The sequence below is a fragment of the Phnomibacter sp. genome, assembly GCF_036803085.1.
Taxonomy (GTDB): domain Bacteria; phylum Bacteroidota; class Bacteroidia; order Chitinophagales; family Chitinophagaceae; genus Phnomibacter.
The window spans coordinates 255,115-280,901 of sequence record NZ_DAIRUZ010000003.1 but is presented as its reverse complement, the minus strand read 5'-3'; the positions used below and the strand labels follow the sequence as shown (position 1 = coordinate 280,901).

At 47.3% G+C, this 25,787-nt stretch carries 25 protein-coding genes; 6 read left to right on the top strand and 19 right to left on the bottom strand.

Going from position 1 to position 25,787, the window contains the following annotated elements:
- Nucleotide 1 precedes the first annotated feature (1 nt).
- Together V7Q13_RS08215 and V7Q13_RS08210 are read left to right on the top strand one after the other, a co-directional pair.
- Entirely contained in the window at nucleotides 2-1,108 is a 1,107-nt protein-coding gene (locus V7Q13_RS08215; RefSeq protein ID WP_333800200.1) for a glycosyltransferase, read from the top strand.
- Nucleotides 1,109-1,274: 166 nt separating this feature from the next.
- A complete protein-coding gene (locus tag V7Q13_RS08210; protein WP_333800199.1) occupies nucleotides 1,275-2,153 on the top strand; it encodes a DMT family transporter in 879 nt (292 codons plus the stop codon).
- Nucleotides 2,154-2,303: 150 nt separating this feature from the next.
- Here V7Q13_RS08210 and V7Q13_RS08205 read toward each other — a convergent pair whose 3' ends face one another.
- The 4 genes from V7Q13_RS08205 to V7Q13_RS08190 all read right to left on the bottom strand — a co-directional run bounded on the left by V7Q13_RS08205 (nucleotide 2,304) and on the right by V7Q13_RS08190 (nucleotide 6,090).
- Nucleotides 2,304-2,795: a SixA phosphatase family protein gene (locus tag V7Q13_RS08205; protein ID WP_333800198.1), complete on the bottom strand. Its 492-nt coding sequence runs from the start codon at nucleotides 2,793-2,795 to the stop codon at nucleotides 2,304-2,306.
- Nucleotides 2,796-3,093: 298 nt separating this feature from the next.
- Nucleotides 3,094-4,851: an amidophosphoribosyltransferase gene (locus V7Q13_RS08200; RefSeq protein WP_246186098.1), complete on the bottom strand. Its 1,758-nt coding sequence runs from the start codon at nucleotides 4,849-4,851 to the stop codon at nucleotides 3,094-3,096.
- Between the two features lie 256 nt (nucleotides 4,852-5,107).
- Nucleotides 5,108-5,413: a hypothetical protein gene (locus tag V7Q13_RS08195; RefSeq protein WP_333800197.1), complete on the bottom strand. Its 306-nt coding sequence runs from the start codon at nucleotides 5,411-5,413 to the stop codon at nucleotides 5,108-5,110.
- 17 nt (nucleotides 5,414-5,430) lie between these two features.
- Nucleotides 5,431-6,090, bottom strand: coding sequence for a hypothetical protein (locus V7Q13_RS08190; RefSeq protein WP_333800196.1), 660 nt, complete (start codon nucleotides 6,088-6,090; stop codon nucleotides 5,431-5,433).
- Between the two features lie 445 nt (nucleotides 6,091-6,535).
- Here V7Q13_RS08190 and V7Q13_RS08185 point away from each other — a divergent pair, with 445 nt between their 5' ends.
- Entirely contained in the window at nucleotides 6,536-6,763 is a 228-nt protein-coding gene (locus tag V7Q13_RS08185; RefSeq protein ID WP_333800195.1) for a helix-turn-helix domain-containing protein, read from the top strand.
- Nucleotides 6,764-6,877: 114 nt separating this feature from the next.
- On the opposite strand, the gene V7Q13_RS08180 is transcribed toward V7Q13_RS08185, so the two are convergent.
- The 10 genes from V7Q13_RS08180 to V7Q13_RS08135 form a co-directional block, all read right to left on the bottom strand.
- Nucleotides 6,878-7,435: an NADPH-dependent FMN reductase gene (locus V7Q13_RS08180; RefSeq protein ID WP_333800194.1), complete on the bottom strand. Its 558-nt coding sequence runs from the start codon at nucleotides 7,433-7,435 to the stop codon at nucleotides 6,878-6,880.
- 9 nt (nucleotides 7,436-7,444) lie between these two features.
- Nucleotides 7,445-7,843 carry an OsmC family protein gene (locus V7Q13_RS08175; RefSeq protein ID WP_333800193.1) on the bottom strand — a complete coding sequence of 133 codons (399 nt, stop codon included), beginning with the start codon at nucleotides 7,841-7,843 and terminating at the stop codon, nucleotides 7,445-7,447.
- Nucleotides 7,844-7,846: 3 nt separating this feature from the next.
- Complete coding sequence (locus V7Q13_RS08170) at nucleotides 7,847-8,557, bottom strand: pirin family protein (protein WP_333800192.1); 711 nt, start codon at nucleotides 8,555-8,557, stop codon at nucleotides 7,847-7,849.
- Between the two features lie 59 nt (nucleotides 8,558-8,616).
- Nucleotides 8,617-9,141 carry a YceI family protein gene (locus tag V7Q13_RS08165; RefSeq protein ID WP_333800191.1) on the bottom strand — a complete coding sequence of 175 codons (525 nt, stop codon included), beginning with the start codon at nucleotides 9,139-9,141 and terminating at the stop codon, nucleotides 8,617-8,619.
- Nucleotides 9,142-9,314: 173 nt separating this feature from the next.
- The gene (locus V7Q13_RS08160; protein WP_333800190.1) at nucleotides 9,315-10,184 is read right to left on the bottom strand and encodes a pirin family protein; all 870 of its coding nucleotides are present in this window, start codon (nucleotides 10,182-10,184) and stop codon (nucleotides 9,315-9,317) included.
- Nucleotides 10,185-10,309: 125 nt separating this feature from the next.
- Entirely contained in the window at nucleotides 10,310-11,041 is a 732-nt protein-coding gene (locus V7Q13_RS08155) for a pirin family protein (RefSeq protein ID WP_333800189.1), read from the bottom strand.
- A 116-nt stretch (nucleotides 11,042-11,157) separates the two neighbouring features.
- Nucleotides 11,158-11,610: a MarR family winged helix-turn-helix transcriptional regulator gene (locus V7Q13_RS08150; RefSeq protein ID WP_333800188.1), complete on the bottom strand. Its 453-nt coding sequence runs from the start codon at nucleotides 11,608-11,610 to the stop codon at nucleotides 11,158-11,160.
- An 88-nt stretch (nucleotides 11,611-11,698) separates the two neighbouring features.
- The gene (locus tag V7Q13_RS08145) at nucleotides 11,699-13,075 is read right to left on the bottom strand and encodes a peptidylprolyl isomerase (protein ID WP_333800187.1); all 1,377 of its coding nucleotides are present in this window, start codon (nucleotides 13,073-13,075) and stop codon (nucleotides 11,699-11,701) included.
- Nucleotides 13,076-13,236: 161 nt separating this feature from the next.
- On the bottom strand, nucleotides 13,237-14,742 hold the full coding sequence (purH, locus tag V7Q13_RS08140) for a bifunctional phosphoribosylaminoimidazolecarboxamide formyltransferase/IMP cyclohydrolase (protein WP_333800186.1): 1,506 nt from the start codon (nucleotides 14,740-14,742) through the stop codon (nucleotides 13,237-13,239).
- A gap of 48 nt (nucleotides 14,743-14,790) precedes the next feature.
- Nucleotides 14,791-16,890 (bottom strand): ComEC/Rec2 family competence protein, encoded by a 2,100-nt coding sequence (locus tag V7Q13_RS08135; protein WP_333800185.1) that lies wholly within the window; start codon nucleotides 16,888-16,890, stop codon nucleotides 14,791-14,793.
- Nucleotides 16,891-17,004: 114 nt separating this feature from the next.
- Between V7Q13_RS08135 and V7Q13_RS08130 the strand changes: the two genes are divergently transcribed.
- The gene (locus V7Q13_RS08130) at nucleotides 17,005-17,508 is read left to right on the top strand and encodes a SixA phosphatase family protein (protein WP_333800184.1); all 504 of its coding nucleotides are present in this window, start codon (nucleotides 17,005-17,007) and stop codon (nucleotides 17,506-17,508) included.
- Between the two features lie 14 nt (nucleotides 17,509-17,522).
- On the opposite strand, the gene V7Q13_RS08125 is transcribed toward V7Q13_RS08130, so the two are convergent.
- Together V7Q13_RS08125 and V7Q13_RS08120 are read right to left on the bottom strand one after the other, a co-directional pair.
- Nucleotides 17,523-18,797: a hypothetical protein gene (locus V7Q13_RS08125; protein ID WP_333800183.1), complete on the bottom strand. Its 1,275-nt coding sequence runs from the start codon at nucleotides 18,795-18,797 to the stop codon at nucleotides 17,523-17,525.
- 92 nt (nucleotides 18,798-18,889) lie between these two features.
- Nucleotides 18,890-20,098 carry a carbamoyl phosphate synthase preATP-grasp domain-containing protein gene (locus tag V7Q13_RS08120; protein WP_333800182.1) on the bottom strand — a complete coding sequence of 403 codons (1,209 nt, stop codon included), beginning with the start codon at nucleotides 20,096-20,098 and terminating at the stop codon, nucleotides 18,890-18,892.
- 124 nt (nucleotides 20,099-20,222) lie between these two features.
- Between V7Q13_RS08120 and V7Q13_RS08115 the strand changes: the two genes are divergently transcribed.
- Complete coding sequence (locus tag V7Q13_RS08115; protein WP_333800181.1) at nucleotides 20,223-20,402, top strand: hypothetical protein; 180 nt, start codon at nucleotides 20,223-20,225, stop codon at nucleotides 20,400-20,402.
- Between the two features lie 400 nt (nucleotides 20,403-20,802).
- Complete coding sequence (locus tag V7Q13_RS08110) at nucleotides 20,803-21,396, top strand: porin family protein (RefSeq protein ID WP_333800180.1); 594 nt, start codon at nucleotides 20,803-20,805, stop codon at nucleotides 21,394-21,396.
- 36 nt (nucleotides 21,397-21,432) lie between these two features.
- Here the strand turns inward: V7Q13_RS08110 and V7Q13_RS08105 are convergent, their stop codons facing one another.
- From V7Q13_RS08105 to mrdA, 3 genes are all read right to left on the bottom strand, one after another.
- Nucleotides 21,433-22,176, bottom strand: coding sequence for an MBL fold metallo-hydrolase (locus tag V7Q13_RS08105; RefSeq protein ID WP_333800179.1), 744 nt, complete (start codon nucleotides 22,174-22,176; stop codon nucleotides 21,433-21,435).
- Between the two features lie 75 nt (nucleotides 22,177-22,251).
- Nucleotides 22,252-23,613, bottom strand: coding sequence for a rod shape-determining protein RodA (gene rodA / locus V7Q13_RS08100; protein WP_333800178.1), 1,362 nt, complete (start codon nucleotides 23,611-23,613; stop codon nucleotides 22,252-22,254).
- Nucleotides 23,614-23,624: 11 nt separating this feature from the next.
- Complete coding sequence (mrdA, locus tag V7Q13_RS08095) at nucleotides 23,625-25,727, bottom strand: penicillin-binding protein 2 (protein ID WP_333800177.1); 2,103 nt, start codon at nucleotides 25,725-25,727, stop codon at nucleotides 23,625-23,627.
- Nucleotides 25,728-25,787: the final 60 nt, after the last annotated feature.

Sequence of the window (25,787 nt, the reverse complement as noted above, 5' to 3'; positions counted from 1 at the left end):
AATGCAGCAACCGTCACACATTCTGGTAGCACCACTCGATTGGGGCCTTGGTCATGCTACCCGCTGCATACCCATCATTCATGCATTGCTGCAAGCTGGTTGCCGGGTATCGCTGGCGGCCGATGGGCCACCCGCCCGGTTATTGCAGGAAGCATTTCCACAACTAACCATGCACCGCTTACCGGGCTATGGCATTCATTTTGGCAAAGGCCATGTGCTACGCAGTTTACTACAGCAGGTACCGGCTATTGTAAAAGCCATTCGTGCTGAACATGCATGGTTGCAGCAACTGCAGGCTACACAACATTTTGATGCGGTCATTTCAGACAATCGGTATGGATTGTACCATGCTGCATGCCCCAGTATTTTGATAACGCATCAATTGCAACCAGCCATGCCCAAAGGCTGGGGTTGGTTGCAAGCTTTGGCAAGAAAATTCTTTTACCAGCGCATCGAAAAATTTACCGCCTGCTGGGTACCCGATGAAGCAAATACAACCGCTGCTCTCAGTGGTATCTTGGGTCATCCATGGGTAATGCCTCGCATTCCCGTGCACTATGTGGGTTGGCTCAGCCGCATGCAGGCACAGCCTGAACAAGCAAAAGCATACGAAGTGATGATGTTGCTATCGGGGCCCGAGCCGCAGCGGAGCATGTTGGAAAACCGCTTGCTGCAACAGCTGCAGCATTTTCATGGAAAGGCCATATTGGTGCGTGGCTTGCCCAATGCGGATGACGCGACGCATTACAACCTGCCGCATGTAACGGTGCACAATCATCTGCCCACAGCAGCATTGCAAACGGCCATGTTGCAATCGGGCTACATCGTTTGCCGTGGCGGCTATAGTACGTTGATGGATGCTTATACACTACGTAAAAAATGTTTGCTCATTCCTACACCCGGCCAAACAGAACAGGAGTATCTGGCGCAAACCTTAGCATCGAAACATCAAGCAATTTGTTTTGCGCAAGAGGATTTCGATTTGATTGATGCCTTGCAACAAGCCGAAACTTTCAACTGGCAAGTATTGCCACAACCGCAAGCATCAGAGCGTTTGCAGGCATTTGTATCGAATTGGGTGAAGGAAACATTTTCAACCGGTCATTGAATAGGTATGCTGATGGCACGGATGTAACGGATTATCGCTGCTGCTTTTTAATCAGTGCATCTGTGGCGAAAAAAATATAGCAGCAGCTGCACAGGTTTTTTGTTTTTCGAAATGGGTAAAGTATGTGCTGGCACAAGCTTGTGCGAACTACTTTTGCCGGCAGCATATGCAACGTACTACCAAAGCACACCTGGCGGTGATGGGCGCCAACCTCTTGTTTGGGGTAAACTACAGTATGGTAAAAATGCTGACGCCAACGCTCATGGGCTCCTTTGCCCTCAATGTGGTGCGGATTGTAGGCAGTGTACTGTTGTTTTGGGTATTGTTTTTATTCAAGCCCGTAAGAGCAGGCATTGACAAAAAAGACCTGCCCCGGTTTTTGCTCTGCGCCATTTGTGGTGTCGTTATCAATCAGATTTTATTCATCAAAGGGCTGTCGCTTACTTCCAGTATTCATGGCTCATTGCTATCACTGGGCTCCCCCATTTTTATTACTGTGGCGGCAGCGTGGTTGCTACACGAACCTTTTACCCGCAACAAGGGCATTGGTTTAACCCTTGGCATTTCTGGTGCCTGCTTGCTGGTACTGAGTCGGACAGGGCAAAAAGAGGGCAGCCAAATGTTGTTGGGCGATATCATGATTGTCATCAACAGCATCAGCTATGCACTCTATTTTGTATGGGTGCGGCCGCTGATGGAAAAGTATCATCCCATTCAAGTAATTCGTTGGGTGTTTACACTCGGCATGTTGTTTTTGGTACCCATTGGTTTCAGCGATTTTATGCAAACCAAATTTGCAGCTATGCCCGCCACTGGATGGATGGCGATGTTTTTTGTAATTATCGGCGGAACGTTTTTACCCTATCTCTTCAATGTGTTTGGTATCAAGCATTTGGGCCCCGGCATTACGGGCAGCTACATTTATACGCAGCCATTTTTTGCCGCCATTATTGGGGTGTTGTTTTTAAACGAACACATAGGCTGGCAGCAATTGCTGGCAGGTGCCATGATTGCCAGCGGTGTATTGATTGTAAACCGGAAATAGAAGTGTATGCTGTTCAAATACCAGAGTCGTAACCACTAAGACACAAAGCAGGCAAAAAGAGTACTAAAGAAAGGAACCATACTTTGTGACCTTTGAGAAACCATCGTGCCTTGGTGGTTTGTAGCTCCAAAGCACCGTTTTAGCAACAAATCAAAAATTCTTAGGATAATCAAACAACCAAAAACGCACTTCACTGCTCAGTGCATCTTTCCAATGGTCGCATAAAAAATGAACGCCAAACACGCTGCAGGTGGGCATATTATCAATGCGGGCCACTCCCAGTTGGTTGGCAAATTCGGTAATGCCGGGGTTGTGGCTGAAGATGGCTGTTGTTTTCCAATCATCGTTGAGCTGTGCAATCACCTGTTCAAATATCAAGGGTGGCGCATGGTACAGCGCCTGATAAGTGCTGATGTGTTGTGCATCTACTTTGTATGCCGCAGCAAAGAGTTTGGCAGTAGTAAAAGCTCTTTTGGCGGTGCTGCTTACCCAGCCATCAATGTGTACTTTTTTGCTCAGCAATCGCTCCGCCATCATGGGTGCATCTTTCAAACCGCGGTCGTTCAATGGCCGGTCAAAGTCTTGCAGCGTGGGGCTGTCCCAGCTGCTTTTGGCATGACGAATGAGGAGGAGGGATTTCATGATTAATGTGCTAATTGGCTAATATGCCAATGTGCTAATGGCAAATTAACCAATAAACAGTTCAAACACAATGATGTACATTGGTAAATCCTGTCAACAAAAAAGCAGGTCTGCGCCTTGCAGCTCAAGTCTCTTGGTTCAGTAGCTGATGAAGAGATTGTCATCAGCACATCAGCTAATTAGCTAATTGTCTCATTCTTTACCACCAGCCAAAAAGAGAAGGTCTGCACCAATTTTGTACAGACCTTCTCGCACATTCATCATTAGCTAATTTTCTAATTAGCACATTGGCTCATTGTTAGTATCCTCTCACATTCTTGCCTTCCATATAGTTCATGAAAGCTTTGTTGCACACTTTGTTGCCACCGGGTGTGGGGTAGTTGCCTGTAAAGTACCAGTCGCCAGTGTTGGTGGGGCAGCTTTCGTGCAGGTCTTCAATGGTTTGATATATGACTTGCACCGGTATATTGAGTCCTTGCGGTGTAATCATCTGCGCAATTTTATCGCTGATTTCCTGCGGGGTAAATGGCGCATACACACCACGGACCACGTTTTTGCTATGCAGTTGATTAGTGCGTTGCAACTCTTTACATTCTTTGTACAGCTCGGTGAGCATGGCCCGCTGGTCCCGTTCTTTCAGTAGTTCAATAGCTGCCTGAAACGCAATGAAGTCGCCCATTTTGCTCATATCAATACCGTAGCAATCTGGATAACGGATTTGCGGTGCTGATGACACCACAATGATCTTTTTCGGCTTCAAACGGCCCAGCATGCGAATGATGCTTTCCCGCAACGTAGTGCCCCGCACAATGCTGTCATCTATCACTACCAGTGTATCCAGGTTGGGGCGCAAAGTGCCGTAGGTAATGTCGTACACGTGTTGCACCATGTCTTGCCGGCTCACATCTTCGGTAATGAAGGTGCGCATCTTCACGTCTTTGATGGTGAGCTTTTCCTGACGGATTTTGCGGGTAATCATTTCTGTGAGCTTCTCCTCATCAAAGTCTTTGTCCCAGCTCATGATGCGCTGCACTTTGATTTGGTTCAGGTATTCTTCCATGCCCTTTACCATACCAAAGTAGGCTACTTCTGCGGTGTTGGGGATGTAGGAAACGATGGTGTTTTTCAGGTCGTACTCAATGGCTTCGAGCACGGGCTTGCTCAGCTTGTGGCCAAGTGCAATGCGTTCCCGGTAAATCTTTTCATCATTGCCCCGGCTGAAGTAAATGCGTTCAAAGCTGCAGGCCCGACGTTCTTTCGGTTCCAGTATTTGCTCTATGCTGTAGTTGCCGTGATCGTCGATGATGATGGCGTTGCCAGGCATCAGTTCAAGTACTTCATTTTCGCCCACATTGAAAGTGGTGCGGATGGCGGCCCGTTCGCTGGCGGCTACAATAAAGTCTTCGTGAATGTAATAGTAGCTGGGGCGAATGCCATTGGCATCACGCATCACAAAGCTGTGTCCGTTGCCAATAATGCCGCCAATATGATAACCACCATCAAACAGTGAAGCAGACTTTTGCAACACGGCTTTGATGTCAGGTTTTTCGTTTTCTTTTTCGTCTTCTTTCACTAAAAAATGATGGATGACTTCCATCATAGCGGCGAGGTCGCTTTGCTTCTGAAATTCACCCGGATCAATGTTCACCAAATCGAAGAGTTCTTCGGTGTTGACCAGGTTGAAGTTGCCGGCCAGTGCCAGGTTGCGGGAAGGACGAATGTCTTTTTTGATAAAAGGATGGCAAAATGCCACATCATTTTTACCCTGCGTACCATAGCGCAGGTGGCCCAGCAGCAACTCGCCCAAAAACGGCAGGTGGCCCTTAGCCAAACCGGGATGTTTCAGCATGTCGGGCTGGTACTTTTCCAGCTCGGCTACTTCGGCCCCCACTTTGGCAAAAATGTCGGCAATGGGCTGGTTGGCAATGCTGCGCATCCGGTGCATAAAGGGGTAGCCCGGTTCGGCATTGAGTTTTACGGATGCAAAACCGGCGCCATCTTGCCCACGGTTGTGTTGTTTTTCCATCAGCAGGTACAGCTTGTTGATGCCGTACATAACCGTTCCGTATTTCTGTAAGAAATGGGAAAATGGCTTCCGTAAACGAATAAAGGCCAGGCCACATTCGTGTTTGATAGCGTCGCTCATGAGTAAAAAGAAAGAGGCGCAAAGGTAACAACCGCCACCCGCAATTCCTCTTTAAATATTGTCAGCCTGGGAGGCTGTTGCTACTTGCAGCGGGTATTGTAGCTAAGCCATTCACACTCATTTAAATCAGCAACATCAATACCTTGCAAAAGGGAAGGGCTTTTAGCTACATGCCTGCAATGTAAGAGCCGCAGAGCAACGCCAGACCAATGTTTATTATGGTTTGTAGTACCATCCAGCGCAGCTCTTTTTTGGGCATGGTTTTGTGCATTTTGTATACACCAATGCCTGTTTCTATAATGATGGCAATGCTGGCAATACTAATAACCAATGGAATAAAAAACAGTTTTGTATCTCCTTCGAGCCGACGGATGGCCGAGTACAATATATAGGAGATCACCGTAACAACACTTACAGTACTACGAATGAGCTGCGTTTTTTGAGTGGTATTGAGTTGTTGAGTATTATTCATATTAAATAACTTGACCTTTAAAAACCTGCACTGGTAACACAATCAGTAAAATCCCAAATCATCCAAGCGATACCGACCCAACTTAAATATCTTTTTCCTACAATTTTTAAAATTTGTATTGCTTGCTTTGCTGTCAATAGAGCTTTGGTCTGAATAATGATGTCTTTGATTCCTGAAATTCCTAGTGCGAAACCTATACAGCTTTGAACTACATCAGCAATATTTATACCATTTCCACTTGAAGCACTACTTGTGGGAATAACATCAGGTGAAAAGATCATTGATAGTTGAGTCTTCTGACCATCATCAAAATTAAGAATCATTTGTTTGTCATCATAGCTTAATTCATTCCAATCATTTGTATTCACAAGTTGGCTCAACATTTGTGAATAGATTTCGTTGCCATTTAATTGTAAAGGAAGTACAACTTCTTGAATGATCGAGTCAATCACTTCTTGGGAAGGCTGATTTGTCAAGTTATTCAAACGCAAATCACCATTTTTAGAAGATTCGAAATTAATACTTTGATTAAGACTTTGTTTTATTGACTTGATTTTCTTGAAATCAAGGCCAAGAGTTTCAATTTTTAATTCTTGCTCATTTATGACAGTTTTATTACAAGACGAAAGTGATACAAAAGTGATAGCAAATAGCAGTATGAGGGTTGTGCTTTTCATAAAGATTTCTTTTGACTTAGGTTAAATTAGATTCATTCTGTCCTGCATTTAAAGCAGGTGTTTCAAAAAGTCTGCTTTAAATCCCTTAGCAAACAAAGGGGTTTCCATTGTAGAAAATACGGGCCAAGTATTTTCAGGGCTGTATGTGTACTAACCACCCTCAACATGTAAGCATGCCACAGCACAAATATGAAGAGGTGCTTTGTAAAATTTGTAGGTTGCAGCCAACTTGTCTGGAGGATGTCTCCTGTTTAGGGTACTTTGTCAGGAGGATATCTCCTGAAATTCAACGGAAATAGGTGGATGGCTGTTTGGAATTTGACAAATGTCAAAAAATGTGATTGTCTGCGCTATTTTGTTGGTGGTAATAGTACCCCCCCCCCCTATTTTTACAGTAGGGCATTTAATGCTATGTATTATTTGATGTACCCACACACCTTGAACCATGTACAATAAGAAAGAAGTAGAGAAAGCCATTGGCCATACCATGAAGCGCATTCGCTTGGAACATCAATTGAAACGGGATTTTGTGGCTACGCAAATGGGTATTTCCATGGCACTATATGCCAAGCTCGAACAAGGTGATGTATCCATCAAATATTCACACGTAATCCTTTTTTGCCATACAGTTGGCGTCGATTGTCAATATTTTCAACATCGTTTGGTTACCTGAAAAAAAGCAGTTGACTGTTTCAATATTTACTTCACCGGCAGTTTGATATTAACGCACAAACGCCATAGTACAATCTCTTGTACAACGGCGTTTGAATGATTATCGGGGCTGCATTTATGCCAGCTCATGCTCTGGCTTTACCGATTCGGCGAGCCACAACAGTTCCTTGGCAAATACATCTACGGATTTGCTAAATGCCTCGTCGAGCAGGTTGCCTTCGGCGTCAAATTTCTTGTCTACACCGGGTACCACCAGCATGTAAGGACTGAGCACACCAAACAATGCCGCCACCAGCAGTTGCATGCCTTGTGTGGCACGCATGCCACCCATACCACCGGGCGATGCGGTAACAATGCCAAAAGTTTTGCGGCTCTGCTTCGGAAAATGATCGAGCAGGTTTTTCATGGCCGGCGTATAGCTGCCGTTGTATTCGGGGCTTACCAATAAAAAAGCATCGGCGGCAAACATGCGTTCGGCCAATGGTTTGTAGGTGTCAGGCGTGGCCTCAACCGAGGTAAACACATTGTCGAGCAGAGGAAGGTTCCACTCCCGAACATCAATAATATTCACCGTATGGCTGGAGTGCTGCTCCAAATATTTTTTCAGAAACAATGCCACCCGGTAAGTTACACTTTGCTGGCGGGGGCTGCCTGCGATAATCTCTATGTTCATGGTTGTTGTTTACTTGCTTGTTGTAATAACGGATGAAATACTGATTGGGTTCAGTAGCGTTTTGTGCACGGGGCATTTATCGCCAATCATTTTCAGCCGTTCTCTTTGTTCTTCGGTTAGATCACCGGTCAGCTGCATTTCCTTGTGCAGAGTGGTACCTGTTTCAGTACGTTCTACCGTTACTGTTACATCAATGGTTTCCACCGGCCATTGTTTTCTGTCGGCATACATACGCATGGTAATGCTGGCGCAGGTAGCCAATGCGCTGGCCAGCAATTCATCGGGCGTGGGGCCGGTATTGCTGCCACCCAAATCTTCGGGTTCATCTGCCTGCCAGGTAATGCCGCGGTGATTGTGCAGCTTTGTTTGATAGTGAGCGGTGGCAATATGTGCGGTGGCTTTGTTCATGCATTAATGATTGATGGGCACTTCAATAATCAAAAAACGACACTCTTCGGTGCAGTGGATGTCAATAGTATCGGTGTCCCAAATACCGATGCCATCTCTGTGCTGCAAGGCTACACCGTTTACAGTTAATGCATTGTCGATATTGAAAACAAAAACAGCTTTGTTGGTGGGATTGAAATGGTAATCCAGTTTTTTTCCTGATTCGAAATAGCCGAGGCTCAGTTTTGCATTCTGGTTGATCCAGCAATGCTCGGTGCCTTCTTCGTTGCTGACGATTACCTGCAATTTGTTTTTCCTTTTTTCTTCCGGAAAATACCGGCGCTGATACCGCGGATTGATGTTTTGCAATTTGGGCTCAATCCAGATTTGTAAAAAGTTCACTTCGTCTTCGCCTACGTTGTATTCTTCGTGGCGGAGGCCGCTGCCGGCACTCATAATTTGTACCCAGTCTTTGTGCACCACTTCGTTATAACCCAGCGTGTCTTTGTGGTTCATGCTGCCCGCCAGCATTACAGAAATGATTTCCATGTTTTGGTGCGGATGCAACCCAAAACCTTTGCCGGCTTCCACAAAGTCGTCATTAAATACTTTCAGCAATCCAAAACCGTTACGGTTGGGGTTGGCATAGCTGCTAAAGCTAAACGTGAAATTGCTGACGAGCCAGCCAATGTTTTTAACGCCTCTTTCGCCGGCTTTGAAGTGAATGTGTTGCATACAAAAAGTAAAGAAGCAACACCGCTACAAGTGCAGCGGTGTTGCGATGGAAAAATCAATTACTGCTTGGTAAACTGTACAGCCAGCAACAACTTCACATCGTTGCTTACTACTACGCCACCGGCTTCGGTTACCGCATCCCAGCTCAGGTTGAAGTCTTTGCGCTGAATGGTACCGCTTACATCAAAACCTACTTTGGTTTGACCATAGAAGTCTACCATGGTGCCGCCTATTTCTGCTTTCAGTGTTACAGGCTTGGTTACATCACGAATGGTGAGGTTGCCATGTACCAGCAATTCGTCGTCGCCGGTTTTTTCTACGCTGGTAGATACAAATGTCATTTTTGGAAACTGCTCAGCGTTGAAGAAGTCATCACTCTTCAGGTGACCATCACGCTGTTCGTTGTTGGTGCTGATGCTGTTGATGTCTGCTTCAAAGCTGATGCTGGCATCGCTGAAGTCGGCTGCTTCTGCAGTTACAGTAGCATCAAAGGTTTTGAATTCACCTGTTACATTGCTGATCATCAGGTGCTTTACACGAAACTTGATTTCGCTGTGCATGGGGTCAATTTTGTACGTGGCCATGGTTTGATTTTTTTAAAGTTTGATTTGAAAAGTTTATTGTTTTTGGTTTGCTGTTTTTTGTTTGTCGTTTGTAGCTCTTGTATTTACTATCAACTATCAACTACCAACTACCAACCATCATCTATCAACTCTTTTTCTGTATTTACTATCATCTAACATCTGTCATCTATCATCTAATTCAACACGCCAAACTTCCCGCTGTTGAACTCTGCAATGGCATCCATAATTTCTTGCTTGGTATTCATCACAAAAGGACCATAAGCACTGATGGGTTCACGAATGGGTTCGCCACTCAATACCAGCAGGTGTGCGTCGTTGTTGCTTTCAATGTGCACATCGGTATTGTGGTTGCTAAACACAATCATATCACCGGTGCGGGCCTGTTGCTCATCATTTACCAGCAGGTTGCCTTTCATTACTACAATGCCTAGTGTATCACCATCGGGCAATGAAAAATGCCAATCAGCACCAGCTTGCAGTTGTGCATCGTACATGTTGATGCGGGTAAATGTTTTGGCAGGGCCTTTCACGCCGTTTAACTCACCGGCGATGATGCGGATGGAGCCTTTGCCATCGGGTAGTTCGTAGCGGCCCATTTGTGCATCCAGCAAATCCTGATACGCAGGCGGAGTGAGCTTGTGTGCAGCAGGCAGGTTTACCCACAACTGCGCCATGTGAAACTCGCCACCTTTTTCGCTGAATTCCTGTGCATGAAATTCTTTGTGCAGAATGCCGCTGCCGGCAGTCATCCACTGTACATCGCCGGGGCCAATGGTACCCTTGCCGCCACTGCTGTCTTCGTGGCTTACCATGCCACTCCATGCAATGGAAACGGTTTCAAATCCTTTGTGTGGATGCACATCTACACCACGGGGATGTTGGGTAGGCAATACCTGCCAAGGCTCGTTGTAATCAAGCATTAAAAATGGGCTGAGGTCTTGCCACAGCGATTGACCGATAAAATTGCGCACCTTAAAACCATCGCCCACCATGTGTGCTGGTGCCGCTTGTGTTATTTGTTTGATGCGTTTATAGTTGTTCATTGTGAATCCTTTTTTAGGCTGAAGGCCAAAGACAAAAAGCTTAAGACTATCAGCGGTTTCAAATCAGATATCGTACATCAGACATCATTCTTCGTACCTCGTACTTCCCAGTTCGTACCTCGTCATTACCTCATCGGTACTTCCATCAGCAATAGCTGTGCGTTACTGTCGGCGGTAATGCTGAGAGTGTCGGTTCCTTCGATGCCCAAACCATCGCGGTGGTTGAGTGCTTGTCCGTTGATGGTTACATCGCCTTCAATCACAAAAGCATACACACCGTTACCGCTCTTTTTGAGAATATAGTTGGTGCTGAATCCGGCATCGAGTAAGCCCATGTGAAACCATGCATCCTGATGAATCCATACGCCTTCGTCATCAGCGTTGGGGCTCAGTACCTGCAACAGGTTGTTCTGCATTTTAGTTACGTCCATGTGTTGCTGGTCGTAGCGGGGTTGCACATTGCGTTGTTTGGGAAACACCCATATCTGAAAGAACCGTACATCTTTGTCGCGGTTGGCGTTCATTTCGCTGTGGCTGATGCCCGTGCCGGCACTCATCACTTGTATGTCGCCTTGTTGTATCACGGTTTCGTTGCCCATGCTGTCGCGGTGTTTCAAATCGCCAAACGTGGGTATGGAAATGATTTCCATGTTGTCGTGAGGGTGGGTGCCAAAGCCCATGCCGGCTGCCACCGTATCATCGTTGAGTACCCGCAGGGCACCAAAATGAATGCGGCTGGGGTCGTGATAACCCGCAAAGCTGAACGTATGAAAGCTATTGAGCCAGCCATGGTTGGCGTGGCCACGGGTACCTGCCTTGTGCAGGGTGAGGCGTTGGGTGCTGGATGTGGTATTCATAAAAACTCCTTTTTTACACTGTTGTACAAACTACAAATACTTACCGGGGAAGTTGATTATTCGTAGCTGTTATAATTACATGTACATACATATAATGTTCCAAAAAAAATGACCTGTCAGTCTTGCAGCATTTGTGCCAGCAACTGGTTCAGTTGGGCGGCTTCATCTTCTGTCAGGTTGGCAATGTGCTGGTGCTCAGCTTCCATGGCCTGGGTGGCGGCATCCAGTAAATTGATTCCGGCAGGCGTAATCTGAATCAGCGTTTCGCGGCGGTCTTCCGGTGAGGGAAAACGCTTTACCAGTTTCTTTATCTCCAGCCGGTCGGCTATGCGGGGCACGTTGGAATTGCGTTCTATCAACCGTACTGCAATATCTTTTACACACAATGGTGTAGGATGGCTACCTTTCAAAATACGCAGCACATTGTATTGTTCGCCGGTGAGGGCATAGTTCTTCAGCAGCTGATTGATGTTGGTTTTCACCTGGTACGCTGCATACATAATATGTATCAAAGCCTTGTGGCGCTGGTCTTTAAATTTAGATGACTTTATCGCTTCTTCCAGTGTCATAGCGCAAATGTATGTATATACATGCAATATTCAAAATCAAAAAAATAACCAACGATTAAGTTGGCTATTTTTTCACGGTTTTACCTCGTTATTTATTTCTGGATGCACTGGCGTCTAACCATGGTTTCAGGGTTTCGCAGTTGCCAAACTTCGGATCTACGTATATGTAGTACGTGCTGATTTTGTTGGCAAACCATTCGCTCAGGATGTTTTGCTTTTTTTCTTCGAGGGCACGGGCTGCTATTTTGTTGTAGTCTTCTTTCAGGTTTTCGCGGTGGGGCTCGGTTCGGGTACGCAGGTAAATGAAGCGAACGCCTTTTTTGCCCTGCTCGGTGGTAAATACTTCGGGCTGACTGTATTGGCCGGGTTTCATGTTTTTGAGCAGCGGAATCATGGTTTTATCGAGCTGGTCAATGGTCACCATGGAGGTTTGTTCGCGGCTCATTTCCCATCCGCCGCTAAACTTATTGTCTTCGTCGTTGCTGTATTTATTTACGGCTTCGCCGAAGCTAAGTGTACCGGCAATGAGCATGCTGCGGGCACTATCGAGGCGGCTTTTGGCTTCATCCAGTTCGTCTTGGGTTACTGGCGGAATCATAAGGATGTGGCGTACCACAGCGTCGTCGCCATTGCGGCTAACGCATTGAATAATGTGCAAACCAAACTTCGACTTCACTACGTTTGATATTTGGCCTTCTTTCAACTTAAAAGCAGTAGACAAAAACACGGGATCCCACATGCCTTTGTCGGCACGGCTGAGGGCGTACTGTCCGCCATTGTCTTTGCTGCCGGGGTCTTCGCTGTAGAGCTTGGCCATTTGATCGAAGCGGCGGCTGCCGCTTTCAATTTGCTTTTTAATATCGTTGAGCTGCTTGGCGGTGTAGCTTTCAATGTCGCGGCTGGCCTTGGGGTAAATCACAATTTTGCCTACTTCCAGTTCGCTTTCGTAAAAGGGCAGGCTGTCTTTGGGAATGCTTTCGAAATAGTCTTTTACTTCAACGGGAGTAATGCGAACGGTTTCCAGAATTTTGCCCCGCCTTTTATTGGCCAGTTCCTTTTCTTTAAAAGGCTTGCGAAAGTCTTCTTTGATTTGGTAAATGGTGCGGCCGGCAATTTCTTCCAGTGCTTCGCGGCCACCGTAAGCCTGCATAAAACCACGGATTTGGTTTTCAATCAGCGATTCTACTTCGGCATCATCTACGGTTACGGAGTCTTTTTCTGCCTGCAATACCAGTGCTTTTTTTACCAGTTCAGCTTCCAGCAACAAGCAGTCGGGGTTGGGGGGTACTTCGCCACCTTGCCGCCTGATGTCTTCAACAGCGTTGGCAATATCGCTTTGCAAAATGATGCGGTCGCCCACCTTGCCAATGATGCGATCGGCCACTACTTTTTTGGTTTGGGCCAGTGCCTGCTGCGCTGTGCCTGCTGCCAATATGGCCAATACAAACAGAAATCCTTTTTTCATATTCTAAAAACGTAATGCTGTAAAAATAGGTGAAGGCAGTGGTGGTGGGTGGTGTGGCCGCTTTTTTAACAAGATGCCAAAGTGTTGGTTGTATGAAAAAAGTTGACGAGCGTTGATACAATCTGTTAACCAGTCAACTCGTCAACCTTCCAACTCATTGTTTAATGCCTGAAATGACGCATGCCTGTCATTACCATGGCAAGGCCGTTTTGCTGGCAGTATTCAATACTGTCTTTATCGCGGATGCTGCCGCCGGGCTGTATAAAAGCTTCAATGCCTTCGGCGTGGGCAATTTTCACACAATCATCGAAGGGGAAGAAAGCATCGCTGGCCAGCACGGCACCTTTCAGGTCGAAGTTGAACTGACGGGCTTTTTCGATGCTGTGGCGCAGCGCATCGATGCGGCTGGTTTGGCCACAACCTTTGCCTACCAACTGGCGATCTTTAATGAGGGCAATGGCATTGCTCTTGAGGTGCTTGCACACCAGGTTGGCAAAAGCCAGCTCGGCTTTTTCGGCTTCGGTGCAGGTGCGGCCGCCTACTTCGTTCCACTCGGTGTAGTTGCCAATGTCGTTGTTTTGGCTGAGTACCCCATTCAGCAGGCTGCGGTATTGGGTAGTGCCGGCTGGCTGGGCTTTCAGCTCAAGTAATATGCGGTTCTTTTTGCTTTTCAATACGGCCAGTGCGTCTTCGTTGTACGCTGGTGCTATGAGCACTTCAAAGAAAATTTCGTTGATGGCATTGGCGGTGTCGAGGTCTACGGTGCCATTGGTAACGAGCACACCACCAAAAGCACTTTCAGGGTCGCCGGCGAGGGCTGCATCCCAGGCGGCTTTTACCGTGGGGCGCTGGCTTACGCCGCATACATTGGTATGCTTGATGATGGCAAAAGTAGTATCGCTACCGGCCTCAAATTCACTAATGAGCTGCATGGCAGCATCTACATCTACCAGGTTGTTGTAGCTCAGTTCCTTGCCATTTACCTGCTCAAATAACTCTGCCAGGTTGCCCTCGAAAGTGGCAGACTGGTGCGGATTTTCGCCGTAGCGCAATGTTTTTTTGCTGCCCACTTCCGGCGTGGTGCTCAGGAAATAATCGGCAATGGCGATGTCGTAGCGTTTTACCACTTCAAAAGCTTTGGCGGCAAACATCCGACGCTGCTCCAGCGTAGTGGTACCGTTTTGTGCCAACAGTATGTCATCCAAAACAGCGTAGTCATCTTTGCTGCTCAGCACCACCAGGTCGCTGAAGTTTTTGGCTGCAGCACGAATCATGCTGGGGCCGCCAATATCGATCTTTTCGATGATGGCCGACTCTTCGCTGGTATTGGCCACGGTTTCTTCAAAAGGATAGAGGTCAACGATGACGAGATCAATTTCGGGGATGTTGTACTGCGCCATTTCCTGCACATGCACGGCATCGGCCCGCTTGCCGAGGATGCCGCCAAATACCACGGGGTGCAAGGTTTTTACACGGCCACCGAGTATGCTGGGGTAGCTGGTGAGGTTTTCTACCGGCACCACGGGTATGCCCAGTTTTTCGATAAAGCTTTGGGTGCCGCCGGTACTGTAGAGGGTAATGCCCTGCTGGTGAAGGGTGGGCACAAGGGTTTCCAGTCCGTCTTTGTAAAAAACGGAGATCAAAGCACTTTTAATTGGCTTGTTCATGATTGGCTGATTGTTATGCGATTGCGCTGTGATAATTTGATGCAGGTGCTACAAGCGGGCCTGCTCCACAACAAAAGCCCCATTGATGGCCACGCTATGGAGGCGCAAATGTAGGCTATCGGCTGCGCTTTTCCACCGGGCAATGCGGTAGGTACTGTTGCTGCCATCGAGCACAATTTGCCGGCAGCGGATAAGGGGCAAAATTTTGGCCGGATTGCCGGGTACATTGCCACTCACAATCAGCAAGTCTGTTTCATGAATGGCCGATTGCTTGTAATTGAGCTGCTGCCGCAATATGCTGATGCGCAGGCCATTGGCCACAAACGACATATTGCTGCTATCGGTCAGCAGGCGGTATTGCCACGGTTGAAACTGGTAGCGAATGCGGGTGGGCAAGAGGTGAAAGTTTTGCAGAAAACCCGGTTGGGTGAGGGCAGTGTCGCCAACGAAAATGGAGCGGTTGCCTTGCACAATATCGATGCCGCTGTACTGCGGTATGTTGTAAATGATGAGTTGCTGTTGGGTGGCGGTTTGCCATTTTTGTGCAGCTAGTAAAAGCATGTACAACGCCAGCGAAGTGGCAGCTGCCAGCAAACCCTTACTGCTTTTGAGCAGCCACCAGGTACCAATGCCCGCAATAATGCAGCAAAGCAACACCGCCATGGGTATGGATATTTGCACTTGCTGAATGGTGGTAAAAGGCAATTGGCTCACCCAAATGATGCAGGCATTTAATCCAGCAATACCCCAGCCGGCCAGTTGACCTACAAAGCCAGCAGCCAAAGGCCACCAACTTAGCGCCAACAGTACGAGCAGTGCATACAACACCGCACCACTCAACGGCACGGCCACCAAATTGGCGAGTAAGAAGTAGACCGGAAATTGATGGAAATGATAAATGCCGAGTGGCAGGGTAAGGATTTGCGCCGCGATGGTTACGGCCATCATTTGCCAAATGTGCAGGAGTATTTTGTTGCCGGGGTTGTACCATGCCAAAATGGGCTTGTAAAAAATGGCGATGCTCAGCACAGCGGCAAAACTGAGTTGAAAACCCACATTCCACAGGGCGAAGGGGTCATAGAGAAGGAGGGCGATAGCAGCGGCACTCAGCATATTGATAGCGTTAGAACCCCGCTGCCAAAAGTCGCCGAGGGCCACCATGCTAAACATAACCGCGGCCCTGGTAATGGATGGTGCGGCACCGGTAAGTAAAGTAAACAACCACATGCTGCCAAGGGTAAGCAACAGGCGAAGGAATCGCATTCGTTGTGTTTGCCCGAGAGGCTTGAGCAAAAACAACAGCAGTGTATAAATCATGCCGAGGTGCATGCCACTGATGGCAATGATGTGTACCACACCTGTGTTGGCATATTGCTCCACCAGGGTTTTGTCGAGGTCGCCGCGGTAGCCAATGAGCAAGGCTTGCGCCACACCATTTTCAATGGGATTAGGAATGTAACGGACTATGGATTGCAGCACCCATTGCCGCATGGAAAAAAGTGATGATTGGAAAGCGTTGCCTTTGTTGCCCGGTAAAATGGTGTATTGATCGGCCTTTAGAAAAACCTGATAAAAAACGCCTTGCCGGGCAGCATAGGTTTGATAGTTGAACCCACCGGGATTGCCTGCATTTTTAATGGGCTGCAATGGCCGGTTGAAAACAATTTGCTGGCCATATTGCAGCTGCGAAGCAATACTGTCTTTGGCGAGGTACAGCAGCACTTCTCCTTTCACTAGCTGCAATTTTCCATTGGGTAGCAACAATGAAATGCTGGCATTGGCTTTCACCGATTTTTCTTTGGGTACGGCAGGCTCTACGAGTGTGGCTACTACCGTTTGGCCTGTGGTATAATGATTGCCGGCAAAGGCGGGTTGTTTCCAGATGGCATGCAACTGCACACACAATGCACCCGTAGCCATCACGCCCAATAGCAAACCAATGGAAGAAGGAAGCGGACGCTTGTGCAGTAAGATATTCCACAGTAAACAGAAGACTATACAACCAGTCAAACTGTACTGCCAGTAATAATTTGTTTCGAGCAAAGTATTGCCCAAAATAATACCGGCAATGAGTGGCAGGCAAATGCGCAGCAGTGGTGCCGACCGCCAAACGGGAATGAAGTATTTTCTGAATGCAACTACAGCCATGGGGAAAACAGGTATAGCTATTTTAGTAACGATTCAGGAGTTATGCAAGCGTAGAAATACGCAAATTGATAGAATGCAGCAGAATGTTTATTTTCATTTCTCAATCCATTGCATATGCAGAAGTTCATTTCCTTGTTGGGTATTTTTGGTGTTGTGTTGTTGCTGGCTGCTTGCGGCAGTACCAGCCATATTTACATTGTACGGCATGGAGAAAAAGTGTCACCTAGTGGGGATGTGGCCCTGAGTGGTGCCGGTTTGGAACGGGCAGAAGCCTTGAAGGACAGCCTGAAGAATAAGAAGATTGCACAGGTGTACAGCACCAACTACAGGCGTACACAACAAACCGCAGCGCCTACTGCCATGCAGTTTGGTAAAGACATTGTTACTTACAATAACGGAGATAGCTTGCTGCAAGCGATAGTAAAACAACCCAAGGGCAATGTGCTCATCACCGGTCATAGCAACACCGTGCCGCAAATGATTCGTACTGTAGGACTCACACTTTCGTTTGAAGGAAATATACCGGACAATCAGTATGACAACCTGTTCATCATTACCGTAAAAAAAGGAAAGCAACCAACGCTGCAAGCCATGAAGTATGGACTACGGAGTGAGTGACAATTTGTTGCGTTTTACTGAGGACCAACAGCCACGACATTAAATATAAAATTGGGCGTATTGGCAGAAAGTCGTGGATTGAAGATGTATAATGTACACCCTGCAGATGTAACGTTGGCAATGCTTAACACCAGTTCTGCCCAACCTCCACCACTTGTAAAGTTGGCGATGTAAGCAGCAACAGGGGGAGCTGAAAAACTTTCGCTCCAGGATACATTTTGACTATATTTACTGTTGCCCGAAATGGTACTCGGATTTACAGTTACGCTACTTACCACATGTTTCAATTGAGTACCTGTATTGTTACGGATGATGCCCTTGCCATTTTGTACAGTTAGGTTGCCAAATATGTCTACCTTATTATCGAAGAGTGCAGGTGCATAGGCACCAACAATAAACTTGTATGTAGTAGCTTCCTGCGCGTACCCTGTTCCATCGCCACCAGCGCCAACAACAACTGCAGCTTCTGCCAATGGGTTGAGCAGTAATCTGGGTACCGGACCAAGTGTAGCATTTTTTCTCACCCGTATGTATGCATATTCTCTGAGACTGTTGATGCCAATATTCAAAGAAAGTCTGGGCTCACCCAATGAGAAATAAGATGAATCGAATATGGTTATTGCGTGGCCGTCATCAATATCCAGGGGTATGTCCAGTTCGCCGGGGTGGTAAATGGTAACCCTACTTTTAGGAAGCCGGTTATTGATACCAATGTTACCGTTTTGCCCAATAGTCATGCGTTGCACACTATTCGTATAAAAGTCGAGTCCATACTGGCCACTGCCGGTATTTCTTTTACTGCCAATTCCTTCGCCACTCAAGTTGCCAAAACGAAGGGCGTTTTCTATGGTACCTGTATTGTTGTTGCCTTGGTCGATGGCTATCCCATTTTGTACACTCAGCATTTGCTGTGGGCTACCTGTACCAATTCCCACATTGCCATTTTGATTGATGACCATGGCGGTACTTTGGTTGCCGCCATCGGGGCGTACCCGAAATTCGAACTGATTGTTCACCCGGTGCATAAGCATGTAAAACGATGATCCGGCATTGGGGTACACCCAGGTGCTGCCATTCCAATAGGCATTGGCAGCAAAGGTGACGGTGCCATTATTGTCTGCACCAATGTAGCCTCGTGGTTGTCCTGCATCATTTTCCAAAATGGCTTTTATCCAACCGGTGCTGCGGATATGCAGCCGGGCTTCGGGGGTAGTGGTACCAAGGCCAACATTTTGGGCAGACAACCAGGTGCTGAAAAGGAAAAAAACGCAAAGTAGGAGTAGTTTCATGCTGTAGGGATAAGGTAACAGGAAGATACTCTTTTCGCAGAAAAAAAGCGTCATCGGGATGGATGACGCTTTTGGTTATATGCCGTAAATATTTACTTACTCAAATTCATGCTCCGCTCTTTGTACAGCTTGCGGAAATAAGGATCCCGCAGGTCTTTTACAAATCGGATGGCTTCGCCCGTGCTCTTCATTTCGGGGCCGAGCTCTTTGTTCACTCCGGGAAATTTGTTGAAGCTGAACACAGGTTCTTTGATGGCAAAACCATCGAGCTTTTTCTCGAATGTGAAGTCGGTGAGTTTCTTTTCGCCCAGCATTACTTTGGTGGCAATGTTGAGGTACGGAATGCCATAGGCTTTGGCAATGAACGGCGTGGTACGGCTGGCACGGGGGTTGGCTTCAATTACATACACAGTACCGTCTTTAATAGCAAACTGAATGTTGATGAGGCCGCGGATGTCCAGTGCACGGGCAATTTTTTCAGAGTAGTATTCCAGCGTGGTTACTTCCAGTGGTGTCAGGTTGAAGGCGGGCAACACAGCATTGCTATCGCCGCTGTGAATACCGGCTGGTTCAATGTGCTCCATGACGCCCATTACGTGGAAGTTTTCGCCATCGAAAATGGCATCTACTTCTGCTTCCTGACAGCGGTCGAGGAAATGGTCGATGAGGATTTTGTTGCCGGGAATATGTTTCAGCAGGCTGATGACTGCTTTTTCTACTTCGTCGTCGTTGATCACAATGCGCATCCGTTGGCCACCCAACACGTAGCTGGGGCGCACCAATACGGGGTAGCCTACCCGGTTGGCCACTTCAATGGCTTCGTCTACATCGTAAGCGGTGCCATACTGTGGGTAAGGAATGTCGAGGTCGCGGAGCAGATCGCTGAAGCGGCCACGGTCTTCGGCAATGTCCATGCTGTCGAAGCTGGTGCCAATGATTTTTACGCCTTTTTCTACCAGCTTTTTGGCCAGTTTGAGGGCGGTTTGGCCACCCAGCTGTACAATCACGCCTTCGGGTTGCTCCAGTTCAATAATTTCCCAGAGGTGCTCCCAAAACACGGGCTCGAAGTACAGTTTATCGGCAATATCGAAATCGGTAGAAACGGTTTCGGGGTTACAGTTCACCATAATGGCTTCATAACCACACTCTTTAATGGCCATGAGGCCATGTACGCAACAGTAATCGAACTCAATGCCCTGACCAATGCGGTTGGGGCCGCTGCCTAATACAATTATCTTTTTTCTGTTGCTCGGGATGCTCTCGTTGTGCAAGAGACCTGTGTTGCCTGTAACTGTGCTCATTGTTGAAGAATTGCGCAAAAGTAAGGTTGCCTGCCAAAACAGGCGGTGAAGATTTTCCGAACCTGCGCCATGTCATCGTTTGCGGGGGCTGGTACTGGTAATTTTGCTGCAAATACACGGCACTATGCGCCTCGAAGATGTGAAAGAAAGACTGGTACACCTGAAGCAACTCAGCTGCGACGACGACACACAAAAAGCCCTCAAAGCCATGCTTGATGCCCTGGAGCTGGAAAGCGACTGGACAGAAGCTGAGCTACAGGAAGTGGCAGCTCAACTGGATGAGCTGGCCGGTGAAATGGCCTGATCTGAATGGTATGGATAATACAAGCAGCTGCCTGAAAGTGCATGGAGCAAGTACTATGCCAGCTGCTAACCCGAACGTGGTATTGGCTTGCTGCCAGCGCTTACTCATTTTCCCTGATTAAATTTTACTAATTGCTTACCCGCAGCATAGCTGGGTTAATTTTTTTTTGCAGTGGAGCATACGCTAAATGCCTCATCTGCATACGTATTTCTACGTATTTTTCTGGAAATCACCATTTTGTAACCACGATAAGTATGTGGTAACAGTATTTTACCCCTACATTAGCAAACAGCTGATAGTAACTGATGCCTGTAGGGCAGATGTACACAAGGCTTGTATAGCTGATGCATACCAACAATAGCATGAGCTATCGCTTACCTTTTTTATAATAAAACGCAATATGATGAAACAAGTAGTACTTGCCATTTGCCTGCTTATAGGTGTACAAGTATTTGCACAGGTACAATTTGGTGTAAAAGCCGGGGGCAATATTGCTACCACAAAGGATCTGATTGCTTTTCCGAAAAATCGGGTGGGTTGGTATGGTGGTTTGACAATGGAATTACCAATTAATCGGTATTTCTTTTTTCAATCAGAAATGCTTTTTTCATCGAAAGGGTATAAAGTAGACCAGCAACTTGGAGCCGATAAAACTAGTATTCGGTTTAATTATATCAATATTCCTTTATTAATTGGGTATCGTTTCGAGAAGAACAGCTCAATACTGTTGGGTACAGAACTGGGTTATTTAGCAGGTGCTCGATTGCTTATGGGTAAAGAAAATAATCTGGATGTAGGAAAGCATTATCCTGCCAAGTTTGATATTGCTGCAAGTATAGGATTGCAACATCAGTTCTTAAAAAACTTATATGTGGAAGTTAGGTACAATTATGGTTTCAATATGCTGTATTCTGTTGATGCTATCGGGCAACGACATTCAGATTCAAGAGGTGCAAACAGGGTTTTTCAAGTAGGGTTGAACTATTTGTTATAGGTTAAGACAATCTCAGGGTTGGGATACTTCAAAAGATTAAGCCTTTAAATACGGATGGCTGATATCATGATAAAATAAAAACGTCCATCCGTCTGCGCTGCCTTTATCCCACCATTGCTGGCGCAGCTCCATGCATTTTTTGCCATCGTGGTCGTATTTGGCTACAAAGCGGCTCAGCATTTGCTTGTGCTGCGGCGCATCATCGCCCCCAAAAAAGATGAGGCCTTCGGCGGTTTCTATCCAAAACACCTGGTGGTAGGGACTGTGAGCACCCGTTACCTGATAGTGAATGTAATTGTCGATGCTGCCTTCATCGTCGTGCAGCCAAAACACCCGAGGGTGCCGGTCAAACACTTCAAATTCATCAGTAATAAAAGAAGGATAACCGGTGGCTTCGGCAAAATCGTATTCGCGGCGCTGTACAAAATACGTGGCGTTGGGAAAAGCCAGATGCGCATTGCCTAAGCGGTCTTTATAGCTTACGCCACCTGCATGGTCTTTGTGTAAATGGCTCATCAATACCTTGGTTACATCGGCCGGTTGTATGCCGTTGGCTTTGAGGTTGCGGTGTATCTGCAACTCACCCTGCTGGCTAAAACCAAGACCGGTATCAATCAGCAGCACATCTCTTTCCGTTACAATGCAAAAGGGTTGTACCTCTACCAGTAAGCTGCCTGTAGCCCGTTGTTGCAGGTCATCTTCGGCGTGGTTGAAAGGATGAAAAATCTTGTCCTTTCCAATGGTGAATGAGCCTTCTGATAATGGAATAATTGTAGCCATAGTTGATGGTTGCTGGTTGGTCGTTGATGGAAAATCCTACTTCGTACTTCTACCCTCGTACTTCTTACTTCGCTCTTACCGCAGCACTACCTGCCGGTCGGCATCGAGGCGAACGAAGATGAAAATGAGAATGGTAAAGGTCATGAGCGAAGAGCCGCCATGGCTGATGAGGGGCAGTGGAATGCCAATCACCGGAGCCAGCCCAATGGTCATGCAAATGTTGACCACCACATGAAAAAATAATATCGCTGCAACGCAGTAGCCATACACCCGGCTAAACGTGCTGCGCTGTCGTTCGGCCATGTTGATGATAATCATGAGCAAACTGAAATACAATAAGGCCACGAGGCTGGAGCCCCAAAAGCCAAAGCTTTCGCCCAAGGCGGTAAAAATAAAATCGGTGTGTTGTTCTGGCACAAATTCGCCTTGCGTTACGGCCCCTTTTAAAAATCCTTTCCCGGCCAGGCCACCGCTGCCAATGGCAATTTTGCTCTGTTTTACGTTGTAGTTTTCTTCTTTCTTACCGTCTTTATTAATCTTTCCCTGCTTGGCTTTTTCCTTCATCAGTGCTTCCAGCTTGGCAGGGTCTTTGGGCACATAATCTTTACCAAACATGCTCATAATGCGTTCTACCTGATAAGGCTGCATGATGTTTTCGAACAAGAAAGGCACCGCAAATTTTTGAATGCCCACACTCAGCAAATACACACCGGCTATGATGAGCAGCAACGATTTATTACGGCGAATGCGACGACGCAAAAGCCATAAGGTAACCACTACCAAACCGGTCAGAATGTAAAACAGGGTGTTGGGTTCAATCAAAATAGAAGCCACTACCAACACCGCTGCAGAAACACCTACCACCAGATAAGCGGCAGGCAAGCCTTCGCGGTAAAGTGGAATGAAAAATGCGAAGTACACCAATGCAAGGCCCGTTTCATTTTGTAAAATGGAAAAAATGGCCGGTGTAAGTGCCAGTGCAATGGCAATGGCATGACTTTGCCAGCGGCGAAAGTCGGTTTCCATGCGGCTGAGATACTTTGCTAATGCAAGGCTCACAAATATTTTACAGGTTTCTGCAGGTTGCAGGTTCATGAAGCCCAAGGGTATCCAGCTGTGTGAGCCATTTACTTCTTTGCCCACCACAAAAGTGGCCAGTAGTAGCAGTATACCCAATGCATACGAGAGGTTGGCGGTGGCCGTAAAAAACTTACTATCCGTAAGTAAAATAAGGATGCCCAATACCAAACAAATCACCAGAAACAAAAGCTGGCGGCTGTAGTTGGTTTTCAATCCGGTGATGGCTTGCAGAATGTTTACATCGGGGCGGTACTCCACCGAAAAAATGGCGGTGAGGCCAATGAATACCAGCAGCAGGTACATCACGGGCAATAACCAGTTGATGCCTTTAGAAATGATGCGGGTTGGTTGCGACATGCTGGAAAATATTAGGCCTGCTGTGAAAATGATTTGCGTTTGCGGTGTTCATCGGTAGGAGCCAACAGGCCAACGGTTTTGCCGTTTGTATTAGCAGGTTGCTTGGGTTTGGCCGGTGGTGTATCGGGGGTAGCAGTTTCCTGTTCGCTATCAATGCCGGTTTCTTCTTTTATGCTGTTGAGCAATTGGCGGCGGGCCCGTTCTTCGTCCTTGGCCAGCTTTATGCTGTCCCGTTTGCGAATTTCATCGGCAATACGGGCAGGCGTAATCTTCATGCTGCTGTAGCGCTGTATCCATTCTTTGCGTTTGTCGCTGATGGTATCGTGCAGGTATTTTTCCAGCATCAGGCTTACTACCGGTGCAGCAATGGTGGCACCAAAGCCGCCATTTTCTACAATACAGGCAATGGCAATCTGTGGATTTTCCCGTGGGGCAAAGGCGGCAAAAAACGAGTGGTCTTTTTGTTTTTTACCCTTGTAATAGTTTTCTACTGTACCGGTTTTGCCACAAATATTAATGCCGGGTACTGCCAGCCGCCAGCCGGTACCGCCGGGTTTCATTACGGCTTCCATGCCGGCATGCACTGCTTCAAACATGCTGTCGGGTATGTGTACGGGTTCTATTTTTTTCTGATAGGCTTCTAGCAAGCCAAACTGATCGCCGCCTTCAATGCTGTCTATCATGTGCGGGGTATAGTACCAGCCTTTGTTGGCAATCATGGCAATGGCGTTGGTAAGTTGCAGCACGGTACTGTTTACTTCGCCCTGGCCAATGGAGTTAGAAACGGTGTTGCAGCTGTGCCAGTTGTTGCCAAATATTTTGCGGTAGTATTTCGACGTAGGAATATTGCCGCCTCTTTCTGAAGGAAGATCTACACCCAGCTTGTGGCCGAGGCCAAACTTGTACATGTACTGATCCCACACAGCAATGCCGCTATCCACGCCGCCATATCGGGGTTGGTCGAGTATTTTGCGGTACACGTCGGCAAAATAACTGTTGCAACTGGTGGCAATGGCATGCTCCAGGTCGGGGGCATGGCCGGCACCGTGGCATTTGGGCTTACCCGTACCACATTCATAATAACCGCCGCGGCAGGGGTAGCCGCTGCGTTGCGTAATCACACCTTCCTGCATGCCCACAATGGCTTGCAGGGTTTTAAAAGTAGACCCCGGTGAATATTCACCCGTAATGGCCCGGTTGTACAACGGCAGCCGGGGGTCGGTGTAGAGCTCAGAAAAATGCTTGCGGCGCTGGTTGCCCGTGAGCAATGTGGGGCTGTAAGATGGGGCACTCACCATGGCCAGAATACCGCCAGTTCTGGGGTCAATGGCTACTACGCTGCCTATCTTTCCCTGCATCAGTTTTTCGCCCAGCTCTTGCAGTTCTATATCCAGCGAAGAGTACAGCGTACTACCGGCAACGGCCGCTGTATCGTATTTACCACCTTCATACGGTTGGGTGGGGCGGTTCTTGTTGTCTTTGTTCCAGTATTGAATACCCCGCTGGCCCATCAGTACTTTTTCGTAGGTGCGTTCCAGCCCGGTCATGCCGGCGTAGTCGCCCTGGCGGTAGCCTTCGCTGCCATAGCGTTCCAAAAACTTGGGGTCTACTTCGGCCAGGTAGCCAAATACGTGAGCCGCTGCATCGTAAGGATATTTACGCACCGGGCGTTCTACCAGGTCAAATGCCGGCTGAAACAGGGCCAGTTTTTCTGCTATCTGGGCATGCGTTTTTTCATCGAGCAGGCCTTCGAACACGCTGGGTTGGTAGCGGCCGTTTTTTACTATGCTGTTGATGACCCGCTTCTTAAACTCTTCTTCCGAAATATTGAGGATGTTGCAGAGTGCCGCCGTATCGCAGCCCTGTTTGAGTTGGGCAGGTATCAGCACCAAATCAAACAGCGTAGTGTTATCGAGAATCACATGCTTTTTCCGGTCGATGATGAGGCCCCGGCTGGGGTATACCACCTTGCGGTAAATGGCCTGATTATCGGCCATAAGTTTATAGTCCTCGTTGAGGATTTGCAGGTTGAACAACTGCAGAATAATCACAAGGAAAGTGGCGGCGAAAATGATCTGGATGATGCGGCTCCTGATCGAATGGAAATCATTCATGTATACGTACTCCTGACAACTTTCGACGAAGGTAACAGCACATTACACCGCCACGTACCA